This window comes from Acinetobacter sp. B51(2017) (assembly GCF_003711395.1).
Lineage (GTDB): Bacteria > Pseudomonadota > Gammaproteobacteria > Pseudomonadales > Moraxellaceae > Acinetobacter.
Map to the genome: position 1 here is coordinate 25,967 of NZ_PJRJ01000009.1, position 13,995 is coordinate 39,961.

General features: G+C 40.7%; 15 protein-coding genes. 9 read left to right on the plus strand and 6 right to left on the minus strand.

The window, feature by feature from the left end:
* Positions 1 to 4: 4 nt before the first annotated feature.
* Complete coding sequence (locus CYK47_RS05975; protein WP_122899866.1) at positions 5 to 631, plus strand: MlaC/ttg2D family ABC transporter substrate-binding protein; 627 nt, start codon at positions 5 to 7, stop codon at positions 629 to 631.
* Positions 631 to 915 (plus strand): STAS domain-containing protein, encoded by a 285-nt coding sequence (locus tag CYK47_RS05980; RefSeq protein WP_122899868.1) that lies wholly within the window; start codon positions 631 to 633, stop codon positions 913 to 915. Before CYK47_RS05975 ends, CYK47_RS05980 begins: the two co-directional genes overlap by 1 nt.
* Before the next feature lie 74 nt (positions 916 to 989).
* Here the strand turns inward: CYK47_RS05980 and CYK47_RS05985 are convergent, their stop codons facing one another.
* Positions 990 to 2,003 (minus strand): magnesium and cobalt transport protein CorA, encoded by a 1,014-nt coding sequence (locus CYK47_RS05985; protein ID WP_122899870.1) that lies wholly within the window; start codon positions 2,001 to 2,003, stop codon positions 990 to 992.
* A 148-nt stretch (positions 2,004 to 2,151) separates the two neighbouring features.
* On the opposite strand from CYK47_RS05985, the gene CYK47_RS05990 reads away from it, so the two are divergent.
* Both CYK47_RS05990 and CYK47_RS05995 read left to right on the plus strand, forming a co-directional pair.
* Positions 2,152 to 2,751 (plus strand): LOG family protein, encoded by a 600-nt coding sequence (locus CYK47_RS05990; RefSeq protein WP_122899872.1) that lies wholly within the window; start codon positions 2,152 to 2,154, stop codon positions 2,749 to 2,751.
* Positions 2,748 to 3,152 carry an NUDIX hydrolase gene (locus CYK47_RS05995; RefSeq protein WP_122899874.1) on the plus strand — a complete coding sequence of 135 codons (405 nt, stop codon included), beginning with the start codon at positions 2,748 to 2,750 and terminating at the stop codon, positions 3,150 to 3,152. The genes CYK47_RS05990 and CYK47_RS05995 overlap by 4 nt, the downstream gene beginning before the upstream one ends.
* Here the strand turns inward: CYK47_RS05995 and CYK47_RS06000 are convergent.
* Complete coding sequence (locus tag CYK47_RS06000) at positions 3,132 to 3,737, minus strand: phosphoribosyltransferase family protein (RefSeq protein ID WP_122899876.1); 606 nt, start codon at positions 3,735 to 3,737, stop codon at positions 3,132 to 3,134. The genes CYK47_RS05995 and CYK47_RS06000 overlap by 21 nt on opposite strands.
* Positions 3,724 to 5,769 (minus strand): ATP-dependent DNA helicase RecG, encoded by a 2,046-nt coding sequence (gene recG, locus CYK47_RS06005; protein ID WP_122899877.1) that lies wholly within the window; start codon positions 5,767 to 5,769, stop codon positions 3,724 to 3,726. The genes CYK47_RS06000 and recG overlap by 14 nt, the downstream gene beginning before the upstream one ends.
* A 41-nt stretch (positions 5,770 to 5,810) precedes the next feature.
* On the opposite strand from recG, the gene CYK47_RS06010 reads away from it, so the two are divergent.
* From CYK47_RS06010 to CYK47_RS06020, 3 genes are all read left to right on the plus strand, one after another.
* The gene (locus CYK47_RS06010) at positions 5,811 to 6,617 is read left to right on the plus strand and encodes an NAD-dependent epimerase/dehydratase family protein (protein WP_122899879.1); all 807 of its coding nucleotides are present in this window, start codon (positions 5,811 to 5,813) and stop codon (positions 6,615 to 6,617) included.
* Positions 6,618 to 6,703: 86 nt separating this feature from the next.
* The gene (locus tag CYK47_RS06015; protein ID WP_122899881.1) at positions 6,704 to 7,378 is read left to right on the plus strand and encodes a hypothetical protein; all 675 of its coding nucleotides are present in this window, start codon (positions 6,704 to 6,706) and stop codon (positions 7,376 to 7,378) included.
* Positions 7,379 to 7,432: 54 nt separating this feature from the next.
* Entirely contained in the window at positions 7,433 to 7,975 is a 543-nt protein-coding gene (locus CYK47_RS06020) for a hypothetical protein (protein ID WP_122899883.1), read from the plus strand.
* 32 nt (positions 7,976 to 8,007) lie between these two features.
* Here CYK47_RS06020 and plsB read toward each other — a convergent pair whose 3' ends face one another.
* Entirely contained in the window at positions 8,008 to 10,557 is a 2,550-nt protein-coding gene (plsB, locus tag CYK47_RS06025; RefSeq protein WP_122899885.1) for a glycerol-3-phosphate 1-O-acyltransferase PlsB, read from the minus strand.
* Between the two features lie 229 nt (positions 10,558 to 10,786).
* Between plsB and CYK47_RS06030 the strand changes: the two genes are divergently transcribed.
* Positions 10,787 to 11,662, plus strand: a complete 876-nt coding sequence (locus CYK47_RS06030; RefSeq protein ID WP_122899887.1) for an acyl-CoA thioesterase — start codon at positions 10,787 to 10,789, stop codon at positions 11,660 to 11,662.
* Between the two features lie 32 nt (positions 11,663 to 11,694).
* On the opposite strand, the gene CYK47_RS15770 is transcribed toward CYK47_RS06030, so the two are convergent.
* The gene (locus CYK47_RS15770) at positions 11,695 to 11,820 is read right to left on the minus strand and encodes a hypothetical protein (RefSeq protein WP_286206918.1); all 126 of its coding nucleotides are present in this window, start codon (positions 11,818 to 11,820) and stop codon (positions 11,695 to 11,697) included.
* A gap of 255 nt (positions 11,821 to 12,075) precedes the next feature.
* Between CYK47_RS15770 and CYK47_RS06035 the strand changes: the two genes are divergently transcribed.
* Positions 12,076 to 13,314, plus strand: coding sequence for a dicarboxylate/amino acid:cation symporter (locus tag CYK47_RS06035; protein ID WP_122899889.1), 1,239 nt, complete (start codon positions 12,076 to 12,078; stop codon positions 13,312 to 13,314).
* Here CYK47_RS06035 and CYK47_RS06040 read toward each other — a convergent pair.
* Complete coding sequence (locus tag CYK47_RS06040) at positions 13,311 to 13,865, minus strand: hemerythrin domain-containing protein (protein WP_164709155.1); 555 nt, start codon at positions 13,863 to 13,865, stop codon at positions 13,311 to 13,313. The two genes, CYK47_RS06035 and CYK47_RS06040, sit on opposite strands and share 4 nt — an antisense overlap.
* Positions 13,866 to 13,995: the final 130 nt, after the last annotated feature.

Genomic DNA, 13,995 nt, shown 5'->3' on the forward strand with positions numbered 1-13,995 from the left:
AGATATGAAAACATTAATCAAACAGACTCTGACAGCCAGTATTTTAGCAAGCATGTTCGCAGGTACTGCATTTGCTGCACCGAGCCAAACACCACCTGAATTTATCAAACAAGTTGCAGATAACTTGATTAAGCGTTTGCAAACAGACCGCAGTAAATTAGAAAATAACCCAGCTTTAGTGAAAACGATTGTGCGTCAAAACTTGGATCCATACATTGATTCACAAGCTTTTGTACGTACTGTAATGGGAACTTATGTGCAGCAAAGTAGCGCTGCACAACGTGCCAAGTTTGAACAGAATTTCCGTGAAACTTTAATTGAAAATTACGGTTCTGCTTTTGCAAAATACAGTAATCAAACCTACACTATGCGTCCTTATAAATCTGGGCCTAATGTTAAAAATCCAGTGGTGACCATTGATTTTAACAACAAAGGTGAAAAAATTCCGGTGGCTTTCCAATTGGTCGACAAAGGCAGCCAGTGGAAAATTCGTAATATTAACGTTGCAGGCATTGATTTAGGTTTACAATTCCGTAATCAGTTTGCAGCCAACGTCAAACGTAATGGCAATAACTTAGATAAAGCAATTGCGACCTTTGAACCCAACGCTGACTCAGTTGTTAAAAAGTAATGTTGCGCCTGCACAATCAAGCGTTATGGGTCAGTGGTAAAATTGACTTTGCTAACGCTGAAGATTATTACCAACAAGGCTTAAAGCTGATTCAGCAGCAAAATTTGCCTGTAGTGGTAAATTTATCTGAACTGGAACAAGGTAGTACTTTGGCCTTGGCTGTATTGGTACGCTGGTTACGCCAAACCCCACAAGCGCAAGGTTTACATTTTCAGGCTGTACCTGCAAAAATGCTCAAGATCATTCAATCTTGCCATTTAGAACATGATTTAATCTTGATCTAAAAAAAGCACCTACGGGTGCTTTTTTATTACGCATGACTTCTGCGTTTGACAAAGGCAGGTGGGCAGGAATGTGATCAAATCCATTTTTTCCATCTAAAGTAAATTAATGGTCCAATAAAGAACGCCACAATAATTAAACTCACCACAATAAAACTCGTCGTGCCTTTAGCAAACGGCAAGACATCGGTGTTCATGCCATAAACGCTCGCCACCAACATTGGAGGCGCGAGCATACTCGGTAAAATTGAGAAGCGACGGATGGTATCGTTCTGTTCGGTGTTAATGAATCCTGAGGTAGTATCCAGTAAGAAACGCACTTTTTGGAATAAGAAGGCATCATGTTCGACGAGTGAGCGTACATCTTCGCTGAGTTCTCGAATATCGGCATCGTAAATATGACTGCCTAGCGCACGAGGACGCGCTAAAAAGGTCAGCACACGGCGTAGATCAATTAAACATAGCTGTGCTTTACCCAGCATATCTTCAAGCTGCGCTAAACGGGTAATCATGTCATCTAAATCTAGAATTTGTTCACGGTGGCGGTTATTTAAGACCTCGGTGGAGTATTTTTCTAAATCCTTGTGCACATCTTCTAAAATGTCGGCAAGTTCATCCAATTTGGCTTCAAGTAAGCCAAGTAATACCCAAGTGGGGTCTTTATAGTCAATTTCGTAATCATTACGGCGGGCGCGGGCACGAAAGGCACGAAAGGCCACCAATTTTTCACCGCGTAAGGTAAATAAGCGATCTTTATGTAAAATAAACGCGACCGTTTGTACGGTAGATAAAATGCCAGAGTTATCATCTGGCTCACCATCCACTTGATAATTTTTGTTTTTAGTTAAAAAATACGTACTAATATGCAAAATGCCGTCATCATCACGATAAAAACGCGCACTTGAGGAGATGTCTTCTAAGGATTTAAGCGTAGGTAAATTCTGTTCATAGGCATCTAAGACCCATTGTTGTTCTTCTTGGGATGGGGCAATCAGATCTAACCAGACTAAGTCTGGATGTAAATCAAAACCGCCATTGATCGTAGCATCTTCTAAACTACCGCGCTCTGTGGCATAAAAGGCTTCAAGCATTATTCTTTTCCTTTGCGCAGTGTTGTAAACCAATGGGTGTATTTTAGACAAGGATATACAGAAAGCACAGCCATGCTGCTGGTTTTTTTACAAAAACTGGCTGAAGTTTATGCGGCAAATATGACAAAAATTTTATAGAGGGTGAAATATGACGAAATCAATCGCTGTTTTTTGTGGTTCTGCTTTGGGGGCAGAGCAAATTTATGTGGAACAAGCGCAAACAGTGGGGCGTAGTATTGCAGAGCAAGGCAAGACCTTGGTGTATGGCGGTGGACGTTCGGGTTTAATGGGCGTGGTTGCCGACAGTGCTTTACAAACGGGTGGTGAGGTGATTGGGGTGATTCCTGAAGCTTTAGTGAATCGTGAGCTGGCTCATCCAAATTTAACCGAATTGCATGTGGTGCAAAACATGCATCAACGTAAAACCTTAATGGCAGATTTATCAGATGCTTTTGTTGCTATGCCGGGCGGTGCTGGCACCATGGAAGAAATCTTTGAGCAATGGACGTGGGCACAATTGGGGATTCATCAAAAAGCCAATGCTTTTTTAAACGTGAATGGTTTTTATGATGATTTACTTAAATTTATTCATATGACTGCCGAGAAAGGTTTTACTCAACATCGTTTTAGTGATGCCTTAATTGTCTCAGATGACATCCAACAAATTTTAAAACAGTTTGACAGTTATACGCCGCCTTTACCAAAATGGGGCGCCACCGATCAGCAAGAGCTTGTTAAACCTGTATGAAGATCATTACCGTTGCCGCAGCGATTATTGTCAATAATAAACAGCAATTGCTGTTGGTACGTAAGAAAAATACCGCCTGCTTTATGCAAGTGGGCGGTAAGTTAGAGCCCAATGAAGCACCTGAAGTGACCATGTTGCGTGAAATTGCTGAAGAAATTGGTAGTGCAGCCAAAATTGAACAATTTATTGGTCGTTTTGAAACTCAAACGGCCAATGAACCTGATCATCAATTGGTGTCTTATGTTTACCATGTCAGCTTAGAACAAGCGCCTGAAATTGCCGCTGAAATTGCCGAAATGAAGAGGATAGATTTAGATGATCAAACCACCCAATTAGCCCCCTTAACTACACAAGTGGTGATGCCGTGGGTCAAGCAGCATTTAGCCCTCAGCCACAGCTAAACACGCTGCACGAATCTGCTGACAACCGAGTAATTTTAATTGCTCGGTTAAAGCATGAATCGAACTGCCCGTGGTGACTACATCATCCACAATCAGCACCCGTTTAAAACGGCTATGAGTGTTTGAATCGGGGTAAAATTGCTGTTCAATGTTAGTTAGGCGTTCTTGGCGAGTTAAGCCTTTTTGCGAGTGTTCGGCATGGCGTAAAACCGGCTGCCAAATGGGCACTTTGAGTTTTTGGCTTAAAGTTTTGGCAATTAAAATACTTTGATTAAAACCGCGTTCGGCGAGTTTAGGTAGCGAAATTGGCATTGGCACAATTGCTTGAATACCCACATATTTCACTTCAGCCAATAGGCCACTCAGTAGGGTTTGATAATGCAGTTGTTGCTGATATTTAAACTGCTGGATCAGGCGATCCATTGGATAAGCATAATGACAAGCCGCCCAAATCTGCATTTCTTGGCGCAGCACTTCTTTTTTAAACCAGGGTAAACTGCGCCAACAGTCTAAACAGAGGTTAGCTTTGACACTTGGACTTAACTCACACAGTTGGCAGCTTGGTATAAAGTTAAACATAGGCATAACGTGGGGCTTCGGGTAGCCAACGCTGTAATAAAGCATCTACATGATCAGGATAATGGGTGAGGATTTGCTGTGCCACATAATGTGCCTGATTGAGTAGATGATCATCACGCTCGAGTTTAGCCACCCGAAAGCCCAAATCTCCTGTTTGTTTGGTTCCCAATAATTCACCTGGGCCACGAATTTCTAAATCCTTTTCCGCAATCACAAAACCATCATTACTTTCGCGTAAAATTCTTAAGCGCTCTTGACCATTTTGGGATAGCGGATGTTTATACAATAATGCACAAAAACTCGCCGTGGCGCCACGTCCCACCCGACCACGTAACTGATGCAATTGTGACAAACCTAAACGTTCCGCATTTTCAATCACCATAATGGAGGCATTGGGCACGTTGACGCCGACTTCAATCACCGTGGTGGCAATCAGCAGTTGCAATTGATTGTCCTTAAATTGCTGCATCACACTTTGCTTTTCGTCGGCTTTCATTTTGCCGTGAACTAAGCCGACTTTCAGCTCAGGATAACGCTGCTGAATCTCTAAAAATGTCGCTTCAGCCGCTTGTGCATCTAAGGTTTCGGATTGCTCCACCAAGGTGCAGACCCAATAGGCTTGCTTGCCCTGCATACAGTTGGTGGCAATACGATCTAACACTTCATTACGGCGCTCTAAAGGTACAGCTACAGTTTGAATGGGCGTTCGTCCGGGCGGTAGTTCATCAATAATGGAGGTATCTAAATCACCATAAGCAGACATTGCGAGTGTGCGTGGAATAGGAGTCGCAGTCATCACCAATTGATGTGGCGTCATACCTTGTACGCCTTTATTGCGTAGTGCTAAACGCTGATCGACCCCAAAACGATGTTGTTCATCAATAATGACTAAACCTAATTTGGCAAATTGAATACTGTCTTGAAAGAGCGCATGGGTACCAATCACTAAATTGGCAGAACCATCTTGTACCGCTTGTTCAGCGGCTTGGCGCGCTTTACCTTTTTGTTTGCCCGACAACCATGTCACTTGCATACCTAAGGGTTCAAACCATGCTTTAAAGTTTAAATAATGTTGCTCAGCAAGAATTTCAGTCGGTGCCATCAGTGCCACTTGCCAACCTTCTTCTAAAGCATGACAAGCTGCTACAGCTGCTACCAAGGTTTTACCTGCCCCTACATCACCTTGGACTAAACGTAGCATCGGTTTATTGAGTTTTAAATCTTGCACAATGTCTTTAGAAACGCGTTTTTGTGCACCGGTCATTTCAAAAGGCATGGTAGCAAGCAGTTGTTTCGCAAGGTTCTGACTTGGCTTAAAACTTGGTGCTTGAATTTGCTGAATATAAGCACGCCGAGTCAGTAGGCTGAGTTGATGCGCCACCAATTCTTCAAAAATTAAACGTTGTAGGGCAGGGTGTGAGCCTTGCGCCAATTGCAGCATATTGGCATCACTGGGCGGTTGATGCAGATAATACAGCGCCTGTTTTAAATCATAGCCATTGGTAAATTTGGCCGGCAGTAATTCAGGTAAATCATCGGCATGTAACTCTAAGGCTTTAGCGACAAAACCACGAATTTTGGCTTGGGTTAAGCCTTCGGTGCTTGGATAAATCGCGGTCAACTGAGTTTTAGGTAAAGGTGTATGTGCTTGCACCAACTCAATTTCAGGGTGATATAACTCTAAACCCCGCGCCCCGACACGCACTTCACCAAAAATACGTAAACGATTCCCGACTTGAGCACGATCGGTTAAGGCTTTATATACATGGTAAAAACGTAAGGTGACTTTGCCAAAATCATCTTGTAGCAACACTGCCATGGATTTACGTTTACCCGCTGGAAAATCCACACCACGTACAATGCCTTCCAATAAATAACTGCGTCCTACAGTTAATTGGTTCATTGGGATGATCGTGCTACGATCTTCATAGTCACGTGGCAAATGAAACAGCAGATCGTCACTGTTAAAAATATGTAATTTTTCAAGTAAAGCCGCTGCGGCGTGACCTACGCCAGGCAATTGGTGGATGGCAGTCATGTCCCCTCAAAATAAATTTTAGCTAAAGTGGGTGCTACATCATGCATATTCTGTTTATAGGTTACGGTAAAACATCTGAGCGAGTGGCTCAACAGTTATTTACACAACATCAAATCAGTAGCGTAAGTTTATCGCCTAAACAAGATGCTTTTGCTACGCATTATGTGCAAGATGTGCATGCCTTAGATTTAACGCAGCTTGCGCCAATTGATGTGGCTTATGTGTTGCTGAGTCCGAAACAAAGCAGCATTGAAGGCTATCAACACACCTATTTAGATTCGGTTGCACCGATTGTAAGGGCTTTAAAATCACATCCGATTCAACGGGTGATTGTGGTGTCTTCTACGCGGGTCTATGGTGAAAATAGCGGTGAGCGCATTGATGATGAATCGGAGATTAAGCCGAGTGACGCGCAAGGGACTGTATTGCATGCCATGGAAAAGGATTGGCAAGCAGCTTATCCCAATGAATGTGTGATTATCCGTCCGACAGGGATTTATGGGACATCAGTTATGCGTATGATCAAGCTTGCTCAGAACACTGCAAGCTATCCGCATATTCATTATAGCAACCGTATTCATATTGATGATTTAGCACATTTTTTAGCAAATATGATTCACGTGAAACATCTGCAAAAGTCCTATATTGTCAGCAATAATCAACCTTTGCCTTTACATAAAATTATTGAATGGTTTCAGCAGCAATTAGGCTTGCCTGAATTGGTATTAGAAAGTGATCATTTATCTGGGAAACGGATTTATGCCACTTATTTGCAGCAAATGGGTTTTGAGTTAGAGCATGAAGACTGTTTTAGAGATTATCAATTACTCATGCAAAAAGAAGAATAGAAGCTTAGGGGGGAAAGCATGTTTATTAATGAAGTGATTAGCTACAACGGTGCTTGGGAGGAGTTGAATAAAAAAATCCAAGTATTTTGCAAGATATTCAGGACAGTCTACTTCAATGCAGTATAGAAGAATGGGCAAGTGCATACCAAACAAGTAATTCAAATTTTAGGTGGAGAAGTTTAGAAAATAATCTCAATGAAAAACAATGGGAGGTCTATCAAGATACAAAAGCCTTCATACATATAAGTAAAGAAAATATTTTTATTAATGTGACTTTAGATCTTTTTGTAAATTTAATAGAAACTCTGTATTTCGATTTGGTTCTCTCTAACAGACATGCACCCGATTATTTACCTATTATCATTACTGATAATATTAGTGTTGATTCGGAAAATCATCTTCAACAAAAGATGTTGAGTAAAGGATCATTTGAAAATAATGAATTGACGGTTATGGGGCTAGGTCATGTGATAGCGCGAATGGCATTATTGGATAATTTATCTCTTGAATTTCCTTTTCTAATTTTTGGAGTGGATCGGGAGCAGGCTGATTTTTACGTGCATTCATTTGAATCAAAGCATAAAATTTCTACAAATAGAGAAAGGTTTAATCAGTGTATTACCTTTGCACCTGAATATTACCAAGCAGGTTTATCTATTTTAAATTACTTTGGTACGGTGCTACGTAACAAATACCCAGAACAAAAAGCCACAGTTAAAATTGAACAGCACGAAAACATGGTTCGCATGATTGTTGAATGAGAAAATGGCGATAAAGACATTATAGAAAAAGCTTTATATGAATATGAATTAGTGATGAGTGGGCAAACCTCTGTTGAAGATTTTTATCAAGACCCCATTCAAACTCTAGAGCTACGTAATCAAATTAGAATGATGCAGTTTCAGGTTGAGTCACAGCGAGAAATTGTGGCTTTAAAAAATGGTCACATTCAAACATTACAAGATTTATTACGGCAAGCTTTAAAGCAACCTCAAGCGCCAATCACCGTTAATAGTTATTTAACCAATCAGCAAACAGTCAACATTAACCATAAAAATGAACTTAATCACAGCTATGATCTGTTAGATGAATTGATTGATGCTGTAAAAGATGAAAGCTTAAAAAATCAGTTGCGTGATCTACAAAATGCACTCGACCAAAGTAAAAATCTAGAACAAGCTGCACAAGTTAAAGATTCAGGTGGCTTTAAAAAACTGAGTAAATTTATTAAACAAGCCAACGACACCAGTTCAGATGTACACGGTATTTTAGATAAAACCGATAAAGCTATCGGCTTAATAGAAAAGCTGACGGCGCACTATGAAAAATTGGTGCAGTTTACTTCAGGGTTAATATAAGAAAGCAGCCCCGTAAAACGGGGCTGATGGGTTTATTTATTGCTTTTCACTTTACGTAATAAACGTCGTTTAGCAGCTTGATCGGCAGCGAGTGCATCTAAAGCTTGTTGTAATTCATCATCACTAAAGGTGGTGATATGCTGCAGCATTTGTAAGGTGGCATCATCAAGGACTAAATTGGCATATTTAGCCACATCGGTGAGTTTGCTGTCATACATAATCGCACCGCCCTCTAAGCGAATATAGCCTTGTTTACTCAATTCTTTTAAAAAGCTTTGGAACAATGCTTTATCAAAAAATTCAGGTGAATTAAATTCATAGAGCACAGATAAACGCTGTCCGATTAAATGACTTAACTCTTCGACTTGGCGGGCAGAGATATTACCTGAACCACGTTGGGTAATTAAAGCCAAGGTCATATAGTAACGCTCCAAGCTTTGCATGACAGGCGCAGCTAAAATTTGTAGTTGTAAGTGCTCTTCGCTATTAGGTGCAGGTGAAACTAAATCTTCACCTTGTGCGATAAGCAAACCACAATTTACTAAGGCATCACTATAGGCGCTAATCACGTCTTTGAGTTCATGTGCTTGCCATTTTAAAAATAATTCTGCTTTTAAAAATGGATACAATAAACGAATGACATTACCTAAGTCATGACGGGTAATTTGTCCGTTATGTGCAACTAAAGCGGCAATGAGAGAGGGTAGACTCAAGGCATGCACAATGTTATTGCGGAAATAGGTCAATAACACCGCTTGATTATCTTCAATCGCAATAATATCGCCCAATACATGGCGAATCCGTTTAATTAATTTCAGCTTTAAACCATAGGCAATAATTTCTTGACCCAATAACGCCGTGATTTGCATCCGTGCATCATAAGGTAATTGCTGTAACAGCGTGCGATAGCCATCGAGCTGTTTAATACAAACTGCTTCGTCTAAGGTATGTTTATCTGTCGCCAATAAAATCAGTGCCAATAAAGACACAGGATTAATGACTACAGCGCTATTAATATTTTTTAAGATTTCTTGCGCAGAGCTATTAATGGCATCCGACACCTGCTCAGGAATTGGATCATCATTTTTATGAATGGTGACATCTAAAGCATCATGTTTAGCGAGCATGTCATCTAAAAAGACAGGTTCACCAAAATTCACATGCACTTTGCCAAAGATACGTTCAATTTTGCGTAAGGCTTGTAAGATACCTTTAATAGATTCCGCTTCTTTGGGCTTACCTTGCATTTCACCCACATAAGTCGAACCTTCCATTAAGCGTTCATAACCAATATAGGTTGGTACAAAGGCAATCGACTTGGCTTTACCGCGTAAATGTCCATGTACAGTCATGGCTAGCATCCCCGTTTTGGGCGGTAGGAGGCGTCCTGTGCGTGAGCGTCCACCTTCGATAAAATATTCAAGTGGTGCATTACGAGATAAAATACTATATAAATATTCTTTAAATACAGAAGTATATAAACCATTACCGCCAAAGCTACGTCGAATAAAGAACGCACCGCCACCACGTAACAGTTGACCTACAAACGGCAGGTTTAAATTGTCACCTGCAGCAATATGCGGCACACGTAAACCGCGTTTAAAAATCACATAGGACAGCAATAAATAGTCAATATGGCTACGGTGACATGGGGTATAAACAATTTCATAATCCTTTGCCAGTTCACGTACTGTATTAAAATTATGCACCTCTACACCGTCATATAGCTGTGTCCATAGTCGGGTTAGGGCTTGTTCGGCAAAACGTACTGTTGGATAAGAATAATCAGAAATAATCTCAGATAAATAGCCCACCGCGCGTTGTTCTGCTTCAAATAAGCTGATTTTGCTACGGGTACTTTCACGGCGAATCGCTTCTTGAATCGCCTCTGACTTAATTAAGTCATGCATGACATTACGACGATCTGATAAATCTGGCCCTAACACCACTTTGCGCTGTGCATCTAAAAAATTATTCAGATGATTCACAATATAAGTCACAGGCGATAAGTTGGGGTAGGTAGCGTTGGCATAGTCAATCAAACTACGTAATGATTCTACAGGATGAAATTCTAAAAAGGTTTCTCGACCATGTAAGCCAATATTTAGCAACTGTTTTAAACGGCTTGGTGGTGCCCAGTTATCAGTAAACAGGAGCTTAAGCCAAGAATCTTCATTTTCTGGTGCGCGTCCCCACAATACAGTTACAGGAATCAAATCAATATCTAATTCAGGATAGGCTTGTAGCAGTTCAACCAAACGTAATAAACGTGGTGGAAAGGCATGTTGTTCGCGTTGCATAACATCTTCTGGATGATGCTGCAAAAAGATAACTGAAGTTTTTTCTTCGAGGTTTTTAATGTGTAGTGGATTTAAGGCCGGTGTAAGTTTTAAGCGCCGTGTCTCGGCATCTAACAATAAAGCATTACTGCGTGAATAGTTTTGCAAGACGTAGCAGGTCAGTTTGCCTGTAGCAGTGTGATGTGCTGCAGGTGTTTCGCCTAAAAGCTGTGGTGTAACCACCAAATCTAGTAATTTACTCGACATCTGACGGTAAATTTGACCAAATCCACGCTTGGGCATAGTGACTCCTTAATATTTTTATTCGTGCACAATGGCAGTAATTGTAAACAAAAAATCGCTGCTTGTTTGCGCAATATAACCAAGATTGCTGTGCTACGGCAGTAAAATTCGTGCCAATTTTAAAAAAACCGCAAAAAGCACCCGTGAGTCAGCTTGAAAAAGCGCGTTTCTCCCATAATTCAGTTTATGCTACAAAACAATTGCTGCTGTTACATGAGATAGGTTGGCCATGAATGCATTAACCCAAGAATTAGTTGAGCTGTTGAGTTTGGAAAAACTCGAAGAAAATATTTTTCGCGGTCAGAGCCGTAATTTAGTGGGTAAACGTGTCTTTGGTGGGCAGGTCTTAGGTCAAGCCTTACGTGCAGCATCTTATACAACGGATCGTCCTGCTCATTCTTTACATGCCTACTTTTTATTTGGTGGTGATGTAAATGCGCCGATTATTTATCATGTGGATCGTATTCGAGATGGCAAAAGCTTTATTAGCCGTCAAGTACGCGCTATTCAACATGGTCGTACCATTTTCATGTGTATGGTGTCGTTTAGCCATCCCGAAGAAGGCTTAAACTACCAAACCGAAGCACCCGATTATCCACCTGTTGACGCCTTAAAATCAGAACAAGAGCTTAAACAAGGTTTTATTCAATTTGTGCCTGAAAATGTTCGCGCCAGCTTTATGCGTGAGCGGCATATCGAGATTCGTCCTGCGGTGGATGTGGGCAATATTTTCCATCCACAACCGGAAGCACCTGTTTATGCGCATTATTTGCGTACTCATGACAAAATTACCGCAGATGTCGACTCCATCGCTTTACATCAAGCCATCGCCGCTTTTTATTCCGACTTTACTTTAATGACCACAGCGCTACGTCCGCATGGGCTGAACTATTTATCGCCAAGTTTACAATGTGCCAGTATTGACCATGCCATGTATTTCCATAAACCTTTCCGTGCCGATGAATGGATGCTGTATGACATGGATGCCACCGTGAGCAGCAGTTCACGCGGCTTAAATTTTGGTCGTATGTGGCAAAATGGTGAGTTGGTGTGTAGCACCACCCAAGAAGGTTTGATTCGCTTACGTGAAATTGAAACCCAATAAGCTAAAAAGCCGCAGATTGCGGCTTTTTTTATTTAGTGACAATGTGCAAGGTCTTGACCATGACTGTGGCAGCCTTGGTTGCTTTTACCACTTTGGCTATGCGCCATCGCTTGTCCCATAATGTTCATTAATAGTGCGGTAAGTATGATTTTTTTCATGATTTAGTCCCAATTTATGCCTTAAATCTGTGCATGATTAAAATTGATGCACCATAAATAGGCAAAATAGCGCAATAGATACTTTATACATGCTTGGATGCACTTTATATGCACATTACATGCCAAGCTGATTAGTTAAAGTGCTACATCATGCATATTAAACGCAGCACATTTTTTAGCTGACAAAAAATAGTCGTAATTCAAAATTCTGCATGGCATAGTGCTGATAAATTGCAACAATTTATAGATTAAATTATGAGCTTAAATACTCAGATTTTAGTGGCGGCAATTTTGGGTTTAATTTTTGGTTATGTCTTAAATCTATTCCCAAATGGCGCCTTTTTTTCTGCCTCCCTATATGGCATAGGCATCGCCAGTAGCATCTTTATTGGCTTACTTAAAATGCTGCTGATTCCGTTAATTTTTAGTTCGATTGTGGTGGGGGTTTCCAATTTACAAGCCGGTGGTCAATTCGTACGAGTTTGGAAAATCACTGTAATGTGCTGTATCACTACCACCACTTTAGCACTTGCGTTAGGTCTGGCGTGCGCGCATTTATTTGAGGTAGGTAAAGGCGTCGATATTGCCATGTTCCAAGATGCCATGACTCAGCATCAAAGTCCTGATACTTTAACGCCAAGCTCTTTTATTACCAATTTCATTCAAAACACTTTAATTAATCCGTTTAAAGCGTTTAGTGACGGTAATGTGTTAGCGGTGGTGCTGTTTGCGCTATTTGTCGGGGTAGCTTTAGTCAAAGGTGGTGAGCGCTTTAAAGCTGTACGCAGTTTAAGCCAACAATTTTTTGACATCATGATGATGATGATTGGCTGGGTGATGAAACTGGCACCACTGGGCATTTTTGCATTGTTGGCAAAATTAGTCGCAACCGAAGATATAAGTGTATTAAGCCGTTTAGCTGAATTTGCTGTCGTGGTCACGGGGACAACGATTTTTCATGGTGCTGTGGTGCTGCCACTATTGCTGTGGGTCTTTGGTAAAATGAACCCGATCACCTTTTTTAAAGGGACAAAAACTGCACTCATTACCGCATTTGCCACCAGTTCAAGTTCAGCGACCATGCCCTTATCGCTCAAATGTGCTCAAGAAAATCTAGGCGTACGTCCACAAACTGCAGGTTTTGTGATTCCTATTGGGACACAATTAAATATGGATGGCACTGCTTTATACGAAGCTGCAGCTGCCTTATTTATTGCCAATTTAATGGGCTTAGACTTAAGCTTGGGGCAACAACTCATTGTATGTTTAACCGCGATGATTGCCTCTTTAGGTGCACCGGGTATTCCAAGTGCGGGAATGGTCACCATGATTATGGTATTGCAGTCGGTTGGTTTACCTGCTGAAGCGATTGCAATTTTACTGCCGATTGACCGTTTGCTCGATACCGTACGCACGGTAGTTAATGTACAAGGTGATATGATGATTAGTGTGGTGGTGGATCACCACACCAAACAGGCAGCAGAAAAAACTTAAGGACTTGGTTGGTACAGCGTATAAAGATGATGTTCCTCTTGATGAATACGCTGTGCCAAAACTTCACCCACTGCATTATATTCTTGGGTAAATTCACAGATATTGTCTGTATCAATGGCTTGACCTTGCCATTTTTTAATAAAGCGAACCACCGCAGCCGAAATCGCATTCATTTCTTTACGATAGCCTTTAATCATCTCTAATTGATCGGCTTGATCCTGAAATATTTGTTCTAAATAACAATAAAAATGTAGATTTTCTTGCATGATATGCAGGTTAAATTTACTTTTCAGTTCTTCTAATCCCGGCCCAATAAATTCATATTGTTGCTGTTGAATAAAAGCACTAATTGCGCCATACAATTCAACTAGCTCAGTATGATCATGTTTAAGATGCGGAATTAGATCATCTGAATAACTAATCCCCGCATCAATAAAATCTGATTTAGCTGGAATCACTGTGTCCCCGGCAACAGTGGTGCCACACGTTTGGGTCCGTGTTTGACCTAACTTAAATAAGTTATGCAAAAATTGCAGAATGTTTTTTAACATGATTAGACTTGCAATGATGTTGATATTTTTTGCCAACATATACTGTAAAAAAACGGCTGTCTAATCATTTTTACAGGCATAATTCAAGTGTTTAAATTTTAAACAATATAATCAATTTTATTTGTTTAAA